14 protein-coding genes are annotated in these 16,382 nt (G+C 71.8%); 9 read left to right on the forward strand and 5 right to left on the reverse strand.

All coding sequences use genetic code 11. From position 1 onward, the window contains the following. Nucleotides 1-453: 453 nt before the first annotated feature. A complete protein-coding gene (locus AC6CKD_RS37395) occupies nucleotides 454-1,650 on the reverse strand; it encodes an aminotransferase-like domain-containing protein (RefSeq protein ID WP_498333814.1) in 1,197 nt (398 codons plus the stop codon). Between the two features lie 128 nt (nucleotides 1,651-1,778). Here AC6CKD_RS37395 and AC6CKD_RS37400 point away from each other — a divergent pair, with 128 nt between their 5' ends. Then, nucleotides 1,779-2,624, forward strand: a complete 846-nt coding sequence (locus tag AC6CKD_RS37400) for a hypothetical protein (RefSeq protein ID WP_498333815.1) — start codon at nucleotides 1,779-1,781, stop codon at nucleotides 2,622-2,624. Nucleotides 2,625-2,764: 140 nt separating this feature from the next. Here AC6CKD_RS37400 and AC6CKD_RS37405 read toward each other — a convergent pair whose 3' ends face one another. The 3 genes from AC6CKD_RS37405 to AC6CKD_RS37415 form a co-directional block, all read right to left on the reverse strand. Continuing rightward, nucleotides 2,765-2,974, reverse strand: a complete 210-nt coding sequence (locus tag AC6CKD_RS37405) for a DUF397 domain-containing protein (RefSeq protein ID WP_478690974.1) — start codon at nucleotides 2,972-2,974, stop codon at nucleotides 2,765-2,767. A gap of 184 nt (nucleotides 2,975-3,158) precedes the next feature. Next, entirely contained in the window at nucleotides 3,159-4,043 is an 885-nt protein-coding gene (locus AC6CKD_RS37410) for a helix-turn-helix domain-containing protein (RefSeq protein ID WP_498333817.1), read from the reverse strand. A gap of 312 nt (nucleotides 4,044-4,355) precedes the next feature. Continuing rightward, on the reverse strand, nucleotides 4,356-5,090 hold the full coding sequence (locus tag AC6CKD_RS37415; RefSeq protein ID WP_243341876.1) for a GOLPH3/VPS74 family protein: 735 nt from the start codon (nucleotides 5,088-5,090) through the stop codon (nucleotides 4,356-4,358). 1,153 nt (nucleotides 5,091-6,243) lie between these two features. Here AC6CKD_RS37415 and AC6CKD_RS37420 point away from each other — a divergent pair. The 4 genes from AC6CKD_RS37420 to AC6CKD_RS37435 all read left to right on the forward strand — a co-directional run bounded on the left by AC6CKD_RS37420 (nucleotide 6,244) and on the right by AC6CKD_RS37435 (nucleotide 11,604). Then, on the forward strand, nucleotides 6,244-8,283 hold the full coding sequence (locus AC6CKD_RS37420) for a D-alanyl-D-alanine carboxypeptidase family protein (RefSeq protein ID WP_498333819.1): 2,040 nt from the start codon (nucleotides 6,244-6,246) through the stop codon (nucleotides 8,281-8,283). Between the two features lie 125 nt (nucleotides 8,284-8,408). After that, the gene (locus AC6CKD_RS37425; RefSeq protein ID WP_498333820.1) at nucleotides 8,409-10,379 is read left to right on the forward strand and encodes a DUF8823 domain-containing protein; all 1,971 of its coding nucleotides are present in this window, start codon (nucleotides 8,409-8,411) and stop codon (nucleotides 10,377-10,379) included. A 105-nt stretch (nucleotides 10,380-10,484) separates the two neighbouring features. Then, complete coding sequence (locus tag AC6CKD_RS37430; RefSeq protein WP_498333822.1) at nucleotides 10,485-10,694, forward strand: hypothetical protein; 210 nt, start codon at nucleotides 10,485-10,487, stop codon at nucleotides 10,692-10,694. A gap of 265 nt (nucleotides 10,695-10,959) precedes the next feature. Then, nucleotides 10,960-11,604 carry a sortase domain-containing protein gene (locus tag AC6CKD_RS37435; protein WP_498333823.1) on the forward strand — a complete coding sequence of 215 codons (645 nt, stop codon included), beginning with the start codon at nucleotides 10,960-10,962 and terminating at the stop codon, nucleotides 11,602-11,604. A 111-nt stretch (nucleotides 11,605-11,715) separates the two neighbouring features. On the opposite strand, the gene AC6CKD_RS37440 is transcribed toward AC6CKD_RS37435, so the two are convergent. Next, on the reverse strand, nucleotides 11,716-12,693 hold the full coding sequence (locus AC6CKD_RS37440) for a helix-turn-helix transcriptional regulator (RefSeq protein WP_498333825.1): 978 nt from the start codon (nucleotides 12,691-12,693) through the stop codon (nucleotides 11,716-11,718). 280 nt (nucleotides 12,694-12,973) lie between these two features. Between AC6CKD_RS37440 and AC6CKD_RS37445 the strand changes: the two genes are divergently transcribed. The 4 genes from AC6CKD_RS37445 (at nucleotide 12,974) to AC6CKD_RS37460 (ending at nucleotide 15,928) form a co-directional block, all read left to right on the forward strand. Continuing rightward, the gene (locus AC6CKD_RS37445) at nucleotides 12,974-13,264 is read left to right on the forward strand and encodes a hypothetical protein (RefSeq protein ID WP_498333827.1); all 291 of its coding nucleotides are present in this window, start codon (nucleotides 12,974-12,976) and stop codon (nucleotides 13,262-13,264) included. Between the two features lie 152 nt (nucleotides 13,265-13,416). After that, nucleotides 13,417-13,587 carry a hypothetical protein gene (locus AC6CKD_RS37450; protein WP_498333829.1) on the forward strand — a complete coding sequence of 57 codons (171 nt, stop codon included), beginning with the start codon at nucleotides 13,417-13,419 and terminating at the stop codon, nucleotides 13,585-13,587. Between the two features lie 113 nt (nucleotides 13,588-13,700). Then, entirely contained in the window at nucleotides 13,701-14,120 is a 420-nt protein-coding gene (locus AC6CKD_RS37455) for a transposase (RefSeq protein WP_498333830.1), read from the forward strand. A 191-nt stretch (nucleotides 14,121-14,311) separates the two neighbouring features. Continuing rightward, nucleotides 14,312-15,928 carry a phospholipase A2 gene (locus tag AC6CKD_RS37460; RefSeq protein WP_498333832.1) on the forward strand — a complete coding sequence of 539 codons (1,617 nt, stop codon included), beginning with the start codon at nucleotides 14,312-14,314 and terminating at the stop codon, nucleotides 15,926-15,928. Nucleotides 15,929-16,382 lie beyond the last annotated feature (454 nt).

Raw genomic sequence — 16,382 nt, forward strand, 5'->3', positions numbered from 1 at the left:
GCCGGGGACCGGTCCTCGGGGCCCTGCGCCTCGAACGCCGGCGGGGCTGGGGTTGGCCTGGTGGGGGCTTGGCTGCGGGTGGGGCCGGTGCCGGGGGCGGGGTGGGGTGTCGGCCTGGACCGCATGATTTAGGCGCCCTGTGCCTTACGTTCGGCAGCTCGGGCTTCTTTTGCGCCACAAATCACGCTTTACGTCCCGGCCGACACCCCACCCCGCCCCCGTCCCCGGCCCGGCCGCCTCCAGCCCCGCCGGTGGTGGGTCGTTTCGGCCGCCGGGGGTCTGGCCTTCGCACCGTGGGCGGCTGGCATTCCCGCCGCCGGGGTTTGATCTTTCAGCCGTCCGGGGTTTGAGGACCGGGGCCGGGCGCAGCCCGGTGGCCTTCCCAGCCCCGCCGGCGTTCGAGGCGCGGGTCGGGGCGGAGTCGGGGACGGCCCCGTAGGGGGAGTTGGACGGTTATGCGGCCAGGCGGCGTAGGCCTTCTTCTATTTCCTTCGGTGTGTGCGTCGTGAACGACAGGCGCAGGGTTCGGGGGTCCGGGGCCGCGGCGAAGAAGGGGGCGCCGGGGACGAAGGCGACGCCCCGGGAGGTCGCCGCGCGGAACAGGGCCGTCGCGTCGTGGCCCTCGGGGAGGCGGGCCCAGACGAACATGCCGCCCTCCGGGCGGTTCCACGTGGAGCCCGGCGGGAGCGCGGCGGCCAGGCCCGAGAGGAGGGCGTCGCGCCGGATCCGGTACGCGTCGCGGACCCGGGCCACGTGCCCGTCGAGGTCCGCCGTCCGCAGGTACTCCGCGGCCGCCAACTGGTCCACCGTCGAGGTGTGCAGGTCCGCCGCCTGCTTCGCGAGCACCGCGCCGCGCAGCAGCGCGGCCGGGGCCCGCAGCCAGCCCAGCCGGAGCCCGGGGGCCACCACCTTCGAGAAGCTGCCGAGGAGCGCCGTGCGGTCCTCCGCGCCCGGGTGCGCGGCGAGCCAGGGCAGTGCGCGGCCCTCGTAGCGGAGGTCTCCGTACGGGTCGTCCTCCAGCAGCCACAGTCCGAGGCGGGCGGCGAGCGCCGCGATCTCCGCGCGGCGGTCGGCGGGGAGGGTGCGGCCGGTCGGGTTCTGGAAGGTGGGGATCGTGTAGAGCAGCTTGGGGCGTTCGCGCGCGACGAGCTCCGCGAGGGCGTCCGGGAGGATGCCCTCGTCGTCGCACGGCACGGGTATCACCCGGGCGCCGGCGAGCTCGAACCCCTGGAGCGCCGCCAGGTACGTGGGGTTCTCGACGAGTATCGCGTCGCCCGGCTCGATCAGCGCGGTGGTGACCAGGCCGAGTCCCTGCTGCGAGCCGGTGGTGATCAGCAGGTCGTCCCCGGTGGTGGGCAGCCCGCGGCCGGTGAGCCGCGCCGCCACCGCCGCGCGCAGTTCGGGGGCGCCCTCGGTGGTCGAGTACTGGAGGGCGCGGCGGGCGGACCGCGCGAAGGCCGAGTCGTACGCGGCCCGCAGGCCCTCGGCGTCGAAGAGCTCGGGCGCGGGCAGGCCGCCGGCGAAGGAGATCATGCCGGGACGGGAGGTGACGGCGAGGATCTCGCGCACCGCGGAGGGGGCCGTCGTACGGATCCGGGCGGCGAAGGGCGGCGGAGGAGAGTGGGGGTGGGCGGGTGCGGAGGCGGGCACGGGGGCTCCTTCGGGAGGCGGGTGCGCGCATCGTAGCCGCCTGAAGGTGTAGCTGCCATCTATGTATCGATTACCGAATGGCGCCCGGGGGCTCCCCATCTGACGTTGCATCAGCTAGACCGTCTCCCATGACAGCAGACGAGCGGAACACCCGGGCCGACGACTACGCCGAGCTCGCCTCGGTCGGCCCCTACGGAGTCCACCCCGGCCACGCGCTGATCACCATGGTGGAACCGCACCCGGGCCACGAGTTCGCGTACAACCGCTGGTACGAGGACGATCACTACTACGCCGGTGCCATGGCCATGCCCTGGATGTACGCCGGCCGCCGCTGGGTCGCCACCCGCGAGCTCCAGGAGCTGCGCTACCCGGAGAAGTCGGCCGTGGCCCAGCCCGTGACCGCCGGGTGCTACATCTCCACGTACTGGGTCACCGAAGGCCGCTACGACGAGCACATGAAGTGGACCGTCGGCATCAACAAGCGCCTCAACCGCGACGGCCGGGTCTACCAGGACCGCACCCACGTCTTCACCGCGTTCCAGGACCACGAGGCCACCGTCTACCGGGACGGCGCCGCCGGCCCCCGCGACTTCCACGCCCTCGACCACCCGTACGGCGGGCTCGTGGTGCAGGTCATCGACGCGGAGGGCCCGGAGCGGCGGGCCGAGCTGCTGGAGTGGCTGCGCTCGCGCGCCCTGCCGGAGCGGCTGGCCGGCTCACCGGCCGCGATGGTCACCGTCTTCCGGCCGACGCCCCTGCCCGGGGACCGGATGACGTACGTCAAGCAGGTGGAGGGGGTCGACACCCGGCTGACCCTGCTGTGGTTCCTCGAGGCCGACCCGCGCGACTGCTGGGACCGGTTCCAGGGGCTGGACGCCGAGGTCGCGGAGTCGGGGCTGGGGCGCGTGGAGCTGGTGGCGCCGTTCATCCCGACGGTGCCGGGGACGGACCGGTACGTCGACCAGCTGAGGTAGGACGGGGGTCCGCGGGCTCTGGGGGCCCGCGCCCTCCGGACATGGCCGAGCCCCCTCGGCAGGCGACGGCGGGCCGGTCGAGAGGGCTCCAGTCAGTGGTGCGGGTCGTGTGACGGTGGTCGGGAGGGGCGTCTCGACGTTCAGGCGAGGTGCCCCAGTCGGCCCTCGGTCACCTCGGCGACGAACGAGGTCCAGGAGCCGGGCGCGAAGGTGAGGGACGGGCCGTCCTGCACCTTCGAGTCGCGGACCGCGATGGCCTCCATGACGGGGGACTTGACCTCGACGCAGGCGCCGTTGGCGGAGTACGAGGACTTGGTCCAGTTTTCCGTTGCACCTTGACGAATAGCCATGTTTCTCTCCGGTTCAGCGAGTGGTTCCGGTGTCATGTCGGCCATTGATCCGGCTGACGTGATCGACGCTACCCGCAGCTCCCGGTGTGCGAAGGCGGCGTTCACCCGACCGAGTGGCATATTCCATTCAGGCCTTCTGCGGCCGGGGAGTGAAGGTGTACCGTACGGGCCTTTTCGTCGAACCTCATTTTCCCTTGCCCGCGAAGTCCTCGATGATCTGCCCGATGAACTGCCGCGTTTGGTCCACGCTGTGGGCCTGAGCACGCAGATGTTCGTACATCACGCTGTATTTCTGGACGTCGTTCGCCTTCTCCAGGTACAGGTCGCTCGTCACGCCCTCGATGTAGACGACCGTCGAGTCCGAGGCGTCCGGGAATTCCAGAATGGCGTACTGGCCGTTGACGCCCGGGTGGGCCCCCACCGAGAACGGCATCACCTGGACCGTGACGTGAGGCTTCTCCGACTGCTCTATCAGGAACTCGAGCTGTCGGATCATGAGCTGCGCATCGCCCACGTTCCGTCGCAGGGCAGCCTCGTCGATGACCGCCCACAGGCGCAGCGGACCGATCTCGGGATTGCTGTTCTCGGTCTCGTGCAGCCGCTTCTGGCGGTGCATCCGGACCTGGACGCGCTTCTCCACGTCGACGGGAGCCGTCTCCGGCCACGCGCCGCGGACCAGCGATTGGGCGTACTCCGGCGTCTGGAGCAGCCCGGGGATCACCAGGGGCTCGTACGTGCGCAGGCTGGCGGCGTCCGTTTCCAGGCCGATGTAGACGCTGTACGGGATGTCGCCGAAGGCGTGCCACCAGCCCTGCTGGCGGGAATCCTTGGCCATCTGCATGAGGGAGTCGACGAGCCGCCTGTCCTCGACCTCGTAGACGTCGCACAGATCGCGGACGTCGCGCTGGCTGATGGAACGCCGGCCGTTCTCCAGCCGGCTGATCTTCGACTGGGAGACGAGCAGGCGTTCCGCGACCTGCTCGGCCGTCATGCCTTTGTCCTCGCGCAGTTTGCGCAACTCCATGCCCAGTCGGCGGCGTCGGACGGTGGGATTGACATTGGACGCCACGTGAACGGCACCTCCGCCTTCTTCTCGTGCTGTCTCTCTGCGTGTCTGATGGGGAGCAGACTGCCACCGAAGCGTGTGATCTCGCTGGGGAACGGCCCGGAAAAGCAAACGCGCGGGGCGGCGGGGCCGGCGTACCGGCCTCGCCACCCCGCGCGCTGGCGGCGTCCGGGCCTGGTCCTGGGGACGTCGGCCACGGGTGATGGCGTTACGTGTGCTGCGGTCCTGCGGTGGTGCCGGTCCTGCGGGTGGTGCCGGTCCTGCTGTGCCGCCTGCCTGCCCTGTACTGCCCGTGCGGTGTGCCCGGCCGGTGGATCAGTGCGCGGCCGCGCGGGCCATCGCACCGGTCCGGCGCGGCTGCAGCGGAACGGCTGCCGCCGTTGCCCGGGCGGGCTGGGCCGGTGCCCGGTCGCGGCGCGGCTGTGCGGCCACGCCGTTCTGGACGTCCATGACGGCGTGAGCCACCAGTCCGCCCATGGGGTCGTGCCGGATCAGGTCCCGCAGCCGGGACCTGGACGACCGCCCCTCGTTGCCGGGGTACAGGTGCTTGCCCAGTCCGACCGCGTGGGCCAGTGCGGCAAGCGCCGCGGTCCGCGGGTCCGGCGGTACGCCGGTGCGGATCGCACTGTCCAGCCGGCCACGGATCTCCCGGCTGATCGCTGTGTCGGTCGCTTGGTAGCGAACCGTCGGCAGCACCCCGCACATCTGGCCCGCGACGGCATGGACCATGCCGCAACGCTCCAAGTGAGCGAGGTAAATCTGACGGAGCCCCAATCGGGGTCCGCCGATCCAGTGGACCGCCCGAACCGGGCTGCCGCGCCTGCGCAGCAGTTCCAGTGCGGAGTCCAGAGTCGGATCTCCTGTCGGCCGTGGCATCACCACGGCGATACGATCCCCATCAGGGGCTATCCGTCCTGCCAGAGCCAGCTCCACTAGCTGTGCCCCGGCCAGGCCGAGGTCGAGCGACTGCGGCTGCGCCGTGGTACCCGTGGCCGGGTCCAAGGCGAGCAGCAAAAGCTCCTCCGGAATCGTTCTGCGGCTCTTGCCCATCCATGCCTCCCCGCGTGGATGAGTGACAGGGTGACGCCTCTCACATTCATCTGTCGAGAGCGCCTGGCCGCTTTGTGGGGGAACCATCAGCTATGTCGTTCTCGTCTAGCACGGGGGCGATGCCCCCTAGACGGGACACTGTTAGACATTCGGACAGCCGGACGTGAAGGCGATCGAGGAGGAACTGGTGGCGGGCGAGTCCCCCGACAAGTCGGTTGATGAAGGAACGTCGGGGACGGCGGAGTCGTCCGAGGGGCGTGATCCGAGGGCGTCGCTGTTCCGCCCGAGGGACTCGGAGGACGGGCCCGCGGACCGCGACCCGCTCCGGGAAGCGGTGGCCGCGTGGGTGGCCACGGCGGAGCCCTCGCCCTCCGGGGACGACGATGCGTCCGACGGCCCGGCCGACGAGCCCGCCGTGACGGCCGCTCCGGGCGCGCGGACCGAGGTCTCCAAGGCCCTGCCCGTGGATGCGGCTGACGCTGCCGCGGGTTCGGCTTCGGAGTCGGACCCGGCTTCGGAGTCGGCTTCGGAGCCCGTTTCGGGTTCCGATTCGGGTTCCGATTCGGGTTCCGAGGGTGGCGGTCCCGCTGCCGCGTCGGCCGAGAGCGGGCGCACGGCGGTGTTCCGCGCCGTGACGCCCCCGGTCGCCGATTCCACTGCTCCCGGCGATTCCGCTTCCGGGCGTGCGGGGGCCTCGGATGCCCAGCCCGCGGACGGCGGCCGTACGGTCGAGCCGCGGACCGCGACGCCTCCGGCGGCCGCTGACCGGCCCGCACCGTCCGGTTCCGCTGCTGCTCCCAGTTCCGCTTCCGCTTCCGCTTCCGGAGGCGACTCCTCGGCCGCGCCCGCGGGCGGTGAGCGTGCGACCAACTTCCGTACGGTGACACCTCCGGTCGGCGCCGTCCGCTCTGCGGGTTCCGCTTCGGATCGCGCCCCGGGCGAGCCCGCGGCTGCCGCCGGACCGGCCGATAGCGACCGTACGGCCTCGTTCCGCACGGGGACGGCTCCGACCGGCACGGGTTCGCCCGCGGATTCCGGTTCTGGTTCCGGATCCCGTTCTGATTCCGGTTCTGGTTCTGGTTCCGGATCCGGTGTCGACCTGGCGCGCCGGCCCGCGGACGGCGGCGGCTCGGTCGACAGCGAGCGCACCGCGGTGTTCCGTACGGTCACGCCGCCGGCTGCCACCGGCGGCCCCACGGGTTCCGCTTCGGCGCCGGCAGACAAGCCCGCTGCCGCGGCCGCCGCCCCCGCCGACAGCGAGCGCACCGCCTCGTTCCGCACGACGGCCGCCCCGACGCCGGGCGCTCCGGCCGCACCGGGCAAGCAGTCGGCCGCGGGGACCTCGGGCAACCGGGCGGCCCTGGGCGCCCCTGGAGCCCCGGCTTCTTCGGGCGCCCCGGGTACTCGGGACGCCGCCCCTGCCCCCGCCCCCGGCTCCGATGCGTCCGTCGACAGTGAGCGGACGGCCGTGTTCCGGGCCGTCAAGCCCGCCCCCGCCCCCGGCGGCGAGGCGGAGGACAGTGAGCGGACGGCCGTGTTCCGGGCGGTGAAGCCCCCGGCTCCGGCCGCTCCGGCCGACGCCGGGCCCGGCGACAGCGAGCGGACCGCCGTGTTCCGGGCCGTGAAGCCCGGTACCGCCCAACCGGATGCGACCCGGCAGGGCACCGGCACCGGCACCGGCACCGGACAGCCGGTGCCCCCGCATGCCGTCGGTGGGGAGCGGGCGAGCACCTTCGTACCGCTGCGGAACGACGATGCGCCCGCGCGGCCCGCCCCGGGCGGGCCCCCCGCCCCCGGTGCTCCGCGGGCCGCGACCGGCCCGGCTCCGGCTCAGGCCCGGACTCCGGCACCCGCCGGCGCGCGGCCCCCCGTGGCGCGGGAGAATCCCGAGCGGACCACGCAGCAGCCGCTGCCGCCCAGGCCGCCGCTCGACATGCTGGCGGACCTCACCAACAACCCGCCCCCGCCGCCGAGCGCGGCCCGGACCGCCGTGCGGCGGTTCAAGATCTACGCGCCCATCCTCGTGCTCCTCGCGGTGGTCCTCGCCGTCGTCCAGCTCGTGCGCCCGCTGCCCACGCCGACGCTGAAGGTGACCGCGAACACCTCGTACACCTTCGACGGCGGGGCGCCGTCCCTGCCGTGGCCGAAGGAGGGCCAGGCCTACGTGGCCGCGGCCGGCCTCGGTCCCGTCGGCAGTTTCGGCGAGCAGAAGCCCGTGGCGATCGGCAGCGTGGCCAAGGCCATGACCGCCTACGTCATCCTCAAGGACTTCCCCATGAAGAAGGGGGAGAAGGGCCAGATGATCCCCGTCGACAAGACGGCGGTCGACGACGGCAAGAAGGAGACCGAGGGCGAGTCCACGGTCAACAACTTGAAGGAGGGCGACAAGCTCTCGCAGTACGACGCCCTCGCCGCGATCATGATCCCGTCCGCCAACAACGTCGCGCGGCTGCTCGCGCGCTGGGACGGCGGGCAGGAGGCGTTCGTCAAGAAGATGAACGCCACCGCCAAGGAACTCGGCATGGCCAACACCACGTACACGGACCCGTCGGGTCTGGACGCGACCACGGTCAGCACCGCCGAGGACCAGGTCAAGCTCGGCCTCAAGATCGTCGAGATGCCGGAGCTCGTCGCGATCACCAGGCTGCCGGAGTGGATCGACCCCTCGGGCAAGAAGTGGCGGAACTACAACGACCTGGTTCCGTTCGACGGCTCGCTCGGCATCAAGACCGGATCCACCACCAAGGCCGGCGGCAACCTGCTCTTCGCCGCCGAGAAGAAGGTCGGCAAGACCAACCAGCTCATCGTCGGCGCGGTCCTCGGCCAGCACGGGGTGCCGATCCTCGGTACCGCGATCGCGGCGAGCAAGAAGGTCATGATCGCCACGCAGAAGCTGCTCACGGCCGCGCCCGTCGTGAAGAAGGGCGATGTCGTCGGCTACGTGGACGACGGACTCGGGACCCACGTCCCGGTCGTGGCCACCGCCGACGTGGAAGCGGTCGGCTGGCCGACCCTCACCGTCTCCATCAAGCTCGCCGACGGCGCCGCCAAGCTCCCGCAGACCGCCACGGCGGGCTCGGAGATCGGCGTGCTGACCGTCGGCGAGGGCGCCAGCCAGGTGAAGGTGCCGGTGGCGCTGCAGAGCGACCTCGCCGCACCCGGCATCGGCAAGAAGCTGACGCGCGTCGGCTGACGCGTCGGCCGACGCCGCGCACGAGCGCGGAGCGGGTCCGGCGCCCCGGGGCAACCCCGGGGTGCCGGGCCGCGTCTACGAACCGAGGGACGCACCCGAGGGACCGGAGTGGGGAGTACGTCGGCGTGACCACCGCTGAGCGGCAGGAACAGGGCCAGGGGCAGGGCCATGGCCGGGACGGGGCTCCGAACCGGACCCCGGAAGCCCGCGAAGCTGCGGATGCCCCCGAGATCCTCGGCGCCTCCGAAGCCTCCGGAGCCCGGAGCCCCCAGGCCCCGGCCGGGCCGGTCCGCCGTGCCCTCGGCCGGGCCCGTCGGCACCCCGTGGCCGTGGCGACCGCGCTGGCCGGGCTGCTGCACCTGATCTGGTTCTTCGCCGTGGCCAACAGCGGCGGCGACCTCGCCGCGCAGGATGCCTGGGCCGAGTTCGTGGGCCGCCATCCCGACTCGGCGTACAACCTCGCCTGGTACGGCGGCATGCACCCGGTCTCGTACAGCGTGGTCTCGCCGTACGTGATGCACGTGCTCGGCGTCCGCAGCACGATGATGATCGCCGGTACGGTCTCGGCCGGGCTGCTCGCGATGATCCTGACCCGCTGCCGCGGCGCCGTCCGCGAGCCGCTGTGGCCCGCCCTGGCCGGCGTGTACGGGCTGCTGTGCAACGCCGTGTCGGGCCGGGTCACCTTCGGTCTCGGGGCGATGTTCGCGCTCGGGGCCGTCGCCGCCGTCTTCTGCTGGCCCCGCAAATGGGCCGAGCGGCGCTGGGCGAAGGCCGCCGTGGCCGCTCCGCTCGCGGCGGTCGCCACCGCCTCCAGTCCGGTCGCCGGGCTGTTCCTCGGGGTGATCGCGGCCGCGCTGTTCCTGAACGGCCGGCGCCCCGGGGCGTACGCGCTGGGGCTGGCCCCGGCGGCGGTGGTCGGACTGTCGTCCTGGCTGTTCCCCTTCTCGGGGACCCAGCCGATGAAGCTGATCTCGGCGGCGCTGCCCTTCGCGTGCGCGCTGGCCGCGCTGTTCCTCGTACCGAAGAGCTGGAAATCGGTCCGGACGGCGTCCGCGATCTACGCCTTCGGGGTGGCGCTGACCTGGGCGATCGACTCCCAGGTCGGTTCGAACGTGACCCGCCTGGCGATGCTGTTCGGCGGGGTGGTGCTGCTCGCGGCCCTCCCGTACGAGTCCCCGCGCTCGGGCCTCTCGGGGTCCCCGCGGCGCACGCGCCGCTGGTACGGGCTGGTGCTCGCGCTCACCGGGGTGACCGCCTGGATCACCGTCAACAGCGTCACCGACATCGTCCGCACCACCCCGCTGGCCTCCTGGAGCCGGGAGCTGGCCCCGCTGGTGGACCAGCTCCAGAAGGCGGGCGCCGACCGGGGCCGCGTCGAGGTGGTCCCGGCCAGCAGCCACCGCGAGTCCTCCGCCTTCCCCGCGTACGTGAACCTCGCGCGCGGCTGGAACCGGCAGGCCGATCTGGAGCGCAACCCGCTCTTCTACGACGACACCCTGACGGCCGGCACCTACCGCGAGTGGCTGGACCGCTGGGCCGTGCATTACGTGGTGCTGCCCGCCGACAAACCCGACGAGGGCGGGCGGGACGAGGCGAAGCTCGTGCGCGAGGGGCTCCCGTACCTCCAGCAGGTGTGGGGCGACGCGAACTGGCAGCTCTTCAAGGTCACGGACCCCACGAACCTGGTCGCCGGCCCCGCGACGGTGGTGCGGGCCAGCGCCGATCAGCTGGTCGTCGACGTGAAGCAGGCCGGCCGGGTGCTGGTGCGCATCCCGCACTCGCCGTGGCTGGGCCTGGTGGACGGCGCGGGCAAGCCCGTGGAGCCACCGCAGGAGACGGAGGCCTCGAAGGCCGCCGGGAAGGCGGCGCCGAAGGGCGGGGTCGTCACGCCCAAGGTCTACGCGAACACGGCCGGGTGCCTGTTCAAGGCGGCCCCGGACGGTACCGGGGACGAGTGGACGGAGCTGCTGGCCCCGGTGCCGGGGGAGTACCGGATCGCGGCGAAGTACCAGCTTCCGCGGGGCACGCCCTGTCCGGACGATCTGCTCTACGAAGTGCTCGGGCCGCCGGAGCGCCCGGCTCCGCCACGTCCTTGATCCACTAATTTTTACGTCCGGTCCGGGTGCGTTGGGCCCTTTATGTGCATACGATCCCAGTAGTCCGATTGGGTGCCCCGAGTCTTTTTAGGGAGTGACGACGGGATGAGCAAAGAGCAGAAGCAGGACTTCCAGGCGGCTGTCGCGAAGGCCGCGGAAGCGAGCCACCTGCCCCGCGCCGTGCAGCACGCGCACGGCTTCTCCGGTCCGGTCCGGAGCAAGGTCAAGGGCGGAGCGCACACGAAGGCGGAACTCAAGCGGGCCGGGACCCCGCAGGGCGACCGCATCGGCGAGCGCAGCAGAGGCCTCAGCTGAGGGCGGGACCGAGGGCTGAGCCCGCCTCCCTGTCGTGATGCGTGCCCTTCCGGCTTCGGCCGGGAGGGCTTTCGTCTGCCTGCTCCACGCCTGCTGACCACCTCCGCCCGCTGCTCGTCTGCCGGCGGCCTTAACGGTTTCGCGGGGTGGCGTCCGGTCGGCTGTTACGTCGCCGACGGACGACCCGGACACGGCCCTCGTAACGTCGTGGTCGTCGCCGGGGCACACCGGGTCCACGCGCGACGCCGACCCGAGGGAAACACCCGTGCGCGCCACCTTCCGCACCGCCGCCGCTGCCGCGGCCGTCTCCGTCTCCGTGCTGGCCGGCCTCACCGCGTGCGGCACCGGCGCCGGGACCGCCTCGGGCACCGGCGGCCGCGCCGACCTGCCGCCGGACCCCCGGGTGGGCAGCACGGCCGGCCCCGCCCCGGCGGGCGAGGCGGCGCCCGCCCTGCCCGGGTCGAAGCCGACCGGTATGAAGATCGCCGCGGCGGGCGTGGACGCGAAGAAGATGGTCGACCTCGCGGTGGACCCGGCGACGGGCGAGCTCGGCGTGCCGGACGCGGACACCGACGCGGACAACCCGGGCTGGTGGACCGGGGGCGTCACTCCGGGCGAGAAGGGGGCGTCCGTACTCGTCGCGCACTTCGACACGAAGTACGGGCCCGCGGTGATGAAGAACGTCAAGAAGATCGGGCTCGGTGACCTGATCGAGGTGGAGCGCGAAGACGGGAGGACGGCCAGGTTCGCGATCCGGGAGATCGAGGACGTGCACAAGAAGGACTTCCCGACCGACAAGGTCTACGGGGACACCGGCCGCCCCGAGCTGCGCCTGCTGACGTGCGGCGGTGAGATCGAGAACGGACACCGCACCAACAACGTGATCCTCTACGCCGACCTGGTGGCGTGATCCCGCCAGGGCCACCCGACCACCCGAGACAGTTCCTTGACCCGCGGGCGGGGCAGGGGCCTATCGTCGGCGGCCGGCGGTGACCAGGACGAGGAAGGGCGATGCCTTGTGTCAGTGGGGGGAGTGCGACAGGTATCCGTGCTGGACCGCGCGCATCCCGGCCTGGAACCGGCTGCGGGCGCCCAGATGGGCGAGCAGCCCGGTGATCGCCCGGCCCACGGTGCGCGTGGAGACGCCGAGGCTGTGGGCGATGGATTCGTCCGTCCGCCCCTCGGCCATGAGCTGGAGTATCGCGGCCTGCTGCCGGGTGAGGAGTTCGGGCTCGCAGGGCGCCGCCGTCGGCCCGAGCGGGGTCGCGGCCTCCCAGATGTGCTCGAAGAGCGTGACCAGCAGGGAGATCAGGCCCGGACTGGTGACCAGGGCCGCCGCGGCCGCGGTGTTCGTCGCGTCGATGGCCACCAGGGCGCTGCGGCGGTCCACGATGGTGAGCCGGTTGGGCAGGACCGGGCTGGTGCGGATGCGCGCGCCGATGCTTTCCAGCCAAGTCGCGTATTCGCGGGCGTGGTTGTCGTGGCGGATGCTGTCCAGGTAAATGGTCCGCATCACGATGCCCTGCTCGACGTTGCGCAGGTTGAGCGGCCGGGCCGCCTCGATGCTCGCCTGCGACATCTGCGAGTCTGGGGCGAACGACAGCACCTCGGAGCGGGTCTCCGCGGACAGCAGCTCGATCTGGTCCCGGATCGCGTCGATGCCCTCCAGGTACCGGATGCCGGACTTGGTGGATTCCTGCGGCGCGGAGTCGGCGATCTCCGCCAGCAGGTCGACGACGGCGGCCCGGGTGGCCTCCATGCGCTGTTGCTGGGCGGCGAGTTCGGCCTGCTGGCGGGCTTGGAGGAGTTGGAGGGCCAACTGGGGATCGATGGCCCGGCCGAGTCCGGGGTCGCCCTCACCGCCGCGCAGCAGCGCCATCTCACTGAGCCGGGCCAGTGAGCGGCGTACGTCGTCCGGGGTCAGGCCCAGCCGCGCGGCCAGCTCCAGGACACCGTCCCGCGGATGGGCCAGTTTGCTTCGGTAGACCGATGCGGTCACGTCATCGAGCTCTAGCCGACCGAACATTGTCGCCCACCCCCTGGAAGACCCTGCATGGCATATCGCCGCAGCTCACATGCCCTGCGTACGTCCGTCAGGCTAGCTTGATCGGCTGCGCGATCGAAGGGCGTACAGCACGGAATCGGGCGCAGATATCCGGCCGATCTGACGAATGCGGCGATGACGGTTCGCCGGTTCGCCTCCCTCTGCACCCGGTTCGGCCGAGCCTCCGCCGACATTGCATGTTTGAAGAGGACACGCCACTAAATCGGGAGGTTTCATGTATCTGGTCCACTTGCACCTGAGGGCCCCCCAGGAGGCGGGCGATCTCCCGGAAGGCGTGGAGGCCGCCCTCTCCGATGTCCAGCCGGCGGTCGAACTGGCCGTACGGCACGTGCGCGCCGAGGCCGACCCCGTGCTCGGCCTGTACCTCCGGGCCCCTGACCTCCGCACCGCCGAACACTGGGCGGCGGTGGCCTGGAACCACGTCGCGCGCCGGGTCGGCGGGGCAGGCGCGTGGACCCTGGTCAAGGCCGAGGTGCCGCTGCTGGTCATCGACGAACTGGCCTGACGAACCGGCCTTTTGGGTGCTCCCGAGCACCGCCTGTCCTGTGTAGGACATGTCGGGTCCAGGACACCCAAGAACCCTGGTTCACCCCCTTCACCTGCGGCAACCTTGATCACGTCAGCAGGAAACGCCGCACAACCCGGGGGACTCCAGTCATGATCAGCCGCCTCAAGACCGCCACGCTCGTCGCCTTCACCGCCACCGCGCTCCTCACCGGAGCCGTCACCGGAGTCGCCGCGCAGATCACCGGTTCGGACGCTGTGACGCACCAGGCGGACTGGCGCTGGGACTCCGCGCCGGTGACCATCGACGGGGCGGACAGCTGACCACCGGCCTCCGGTCCGGCGGAACCAGGGCCCGCGAGACACCGATGGTGACCGCACCGGCCCGACGGGGATCGCTTCCCCGCACCACCGGCCGATTCGCCTGGCTGTCCCCGATGGCCCTCTGGCCACTCGCCCGGCACCTGCTCGCCACCGGTCCGGTCCGCCCCCAAGGCGGCGGCACCCGCAGGGCGGACGAGGAGGCCGTGTTCGCGGCGGTCCTGTACATCCTGGTGAGCGGCGAATCCTGGCGCGCACTGCCCACGTCCTTCCCCGTCTCCTGGCAGAACGCCCACCGGCGGTTCGGCCAGTGGTGCGACGAGGACCTGTGGGACCGGATGGCGGCCACCGCCCGGGCCACGCCCCACATCTCCGCACCGGTACACGACTGGGCCGAACGCGTCGCCGAGGCGGCACGGTCACGCCGAACGGACCGTACGGACCGGCCTGGTCTCCCGGTCCGATCTGATCTCCCGGTCCGTACAACCGCTACGGACCGTACGAGCCCTACAGACCTCCGGGCCCGGGCTGCCTGACCGCGCCACCAGACCCGGCCCCTGCCGGTTCCGGTCAACAGGGCCGGTCCTCGTCCCGCCCCTCACCTGAACCCCCTCTGCCACTCCCATGGCACAGCCGTGCCCATGGGCAGAGCCCTGCCCCCCGCCCTGCCCGCAGGCACCGGCACAGACTTCCGCACCCCACCCGAACACCCATTGAGAGGTTTACCGTGCGCAGATCCGCGCTCCCCATCGTGGCCGCCGTGTCCATGGCCCTGCTGCTCCCGCAGCAGTTCTCCTCCGCCGCCGCCGAGGAGGTGCCCAGCGCGCCCCTCGCCGCGGGCGAGATCCAGAACATCGGCCCCGGCATGTACCAGTCCGAGACCGACAGGTACCAGGTCTTCGAGAACGACGTCGCGGTCGGCCTCATGGGCCGTACGCACACCGTCGCCGGCCAGGCGCAGGGGATCTCACAGGCCCAGGACGCACCCGAGACCCGCTCCGATCTCGGAGTCTTCGGTCCCAGCTGGGAAGCCGAGTTCGTTGGCGGCCAGCTGAACCGCAAGCTGGTCCAGGACGAGGGGGCGATCACCACCACCGACCTGGAGAGCAGCGCGTCCACCCGCTACGAGCTGACCGAGTCCATGGAAGGTCCGGGCGGCGGCAGCATCAACACCTACAAGGCGTCCGACGGTTCGACCCTGGTCGAGAACGCGACGTGGGACGACGTCGCCGGTGAGATGAAGTCGAGCATCACCGAGACGGTGAACGTCGACCTGGCCGCCGCCGTCGAGGGCGACGACGTCCCCGTCGGCGCGAACGGCAACCCCATCCCGGCGGCCGACCTCAAGCCCACGTACACCTGGAAGCAGGCGTCCGGTACCGGTGACACCTGGCGCGTCACGAGCGTCGGCAACAAGGCGTACAAGGCCACCGAGGTCTCCTACGATGCCCAGGGCCGCGTCGCCACCGTCAGCGAGCCCACCCGCGGTCAGACCCCCGCACAGTCCCTCGCCGTGACCTACGCCACCGCGACCACCGCGACGGGCACGACCCTCGGTGACGTGGCCGGCCAGGTCAAGGACATCACGGTCACCGCCGGCCAGACCGTCCAGACGCTGGCCCGCTACACCTACGAGGCCTCCGGTCTGCTCCGCGAGGTCACCAACCCGGCCGCGGGCAGCGAGCTCAGCTCCTACACCTACGACGGCGACGACCGTCTCTCGACCCTGACGAGCGGCAACGGCGGCAACTGGGAGCTGACGTTCAGCGGCGACGCCGCCGCCCCGCAGGCCAACGAGACCAGCGGTACCATCCCCGACGCCGGCTCCATCGCGCCCGGCCAGGAACAGCCCGACGGGGTCAGCCCGCCCTCCGAGAACTTCATCGGCGGGGACATCACCGACCCGCAGGCCAACCCGCGCGCCTGTGGCTCCCCGGAGTCGTGGATCCGGTACTGGGGCAACTGCTCCACCGCAGTTGCCCATTACGGCTGGAGGTATCCCTCCTGGAAGGCTACGCCCACCGGCTACTCGGTCCGTGGTGTCTTCTACGACCACTGCACCGACTCGTATGACCGGCCCGCCGGCTTCGACTTCCGCGCCGCGTGCGATGCGCACGACTACGCCTACGGAACCATCGGCAACACCTACAAGGGCTACAGCTACTACCTGGACCGCAACAAGGCCGTCGCCACCGACGGCGCGTTCTACTACCTGATGCGGTACCAGACCTGCCCGGCCTATGCCTGGTACAAGCGGGGCACCTGCAAGAGCCTGGCCAACACCTACTACCTCGGCGTCCTCTACGGCGGGGACCCGAAGAACGGCGCCTACGCCACCCGCTGAGCGGCGCGCCGATCCATCTGACGGACCCGTTCGACGGGCCCGTTCGACGGACACCGTAGGGGCCGGGCGCGCCCGACATCGCCGGCCGCCCGGCCCTACGTCCCCCCCGGTCTTCCCCCCAAGTCTCCCCCCCCGGCGCTCTCGGCTTCGGTTCCGCCCGACCCTTCGGCCCCGCCCGCGCCTGAGCCCGCGTCTTCCCCCTCGCCTTCGCTTGACCCCCAGGCCCCGCCCGCGCTGTCGCCCGCGCGCCCGATGGCCACACCCCTCCCCCTTTTTTCCCTCCCCTTCCATGGAGACACGAAGTGAAGAGATCCATGCGGGTCGCGCTCGCCGCCTCGGCGGTAGCCGTGGTGCTCACCGCGATACCGGTCGGCGCCAACCCTCTGTCGGGCTCCACCCCGGCGTTCGCCGAGGAAGCCGGCCCGGTGGACCCGCCGCTGTTCGACGAGACCCA

This window comes from Streptomyces sp. GQ60, assembly GCF_059758875.1.

Bases quoted from the DNA above. Each gene is read 5' to 3' on its own strand.
- AC6CKD_RS37430 (WP_498333822.1), top strand. From the start codon at position 10,485: ATGAGCAAAGAGCAGAAGCAGGACTTCCAGGCGGCTGTCGCGAAGGCC.
- AC6CKD_RS37445 (WP_498333827.1), top strand. From the start codon at position 12,974: ATGTATCTGGTCCACTTGCACCTGAGGGCCCCCCAGGAGGCGGGCGAT.
- AC6CKD_RS37415 (WP_243341876.1), bottom strand. From the start codon at position 5,090: ATGGGCAAGAGCCGCAGAACGATTCCGGAGGAGCTTTTGCTGCTCGCC.
- AC6CKD_RS37405 (WP_478690974.1), bottom strand. From the start codon at position 2,974: ATGGCTATTCGTCAAGGTGCAACGGAAAACTGGACCAAGTCCTCGTAC.
- AC6CKD_RS37450 (WP_498333829.1), top strand. From the start codon at position 13,417: ATGATCAGCCGCCTCAAGACCGCCACGCTCGTCGCCTTCACCGCCACC.
- AC6CKD_RS37455 (WP_498333830.1), top strand. From the start codon at position 13,701: ATGGCCCTCTGGCCACTCGCCCGGCACCTGCTCGCCACCGGTCCGGTC.
- AC6CKD_RS37400 (WP_498333815.1), top strand. From the start codon at position 1,779: ATGACAGCAGACGAGCGGAACACCCGGGCCGACGACTACGCCGAGCTC.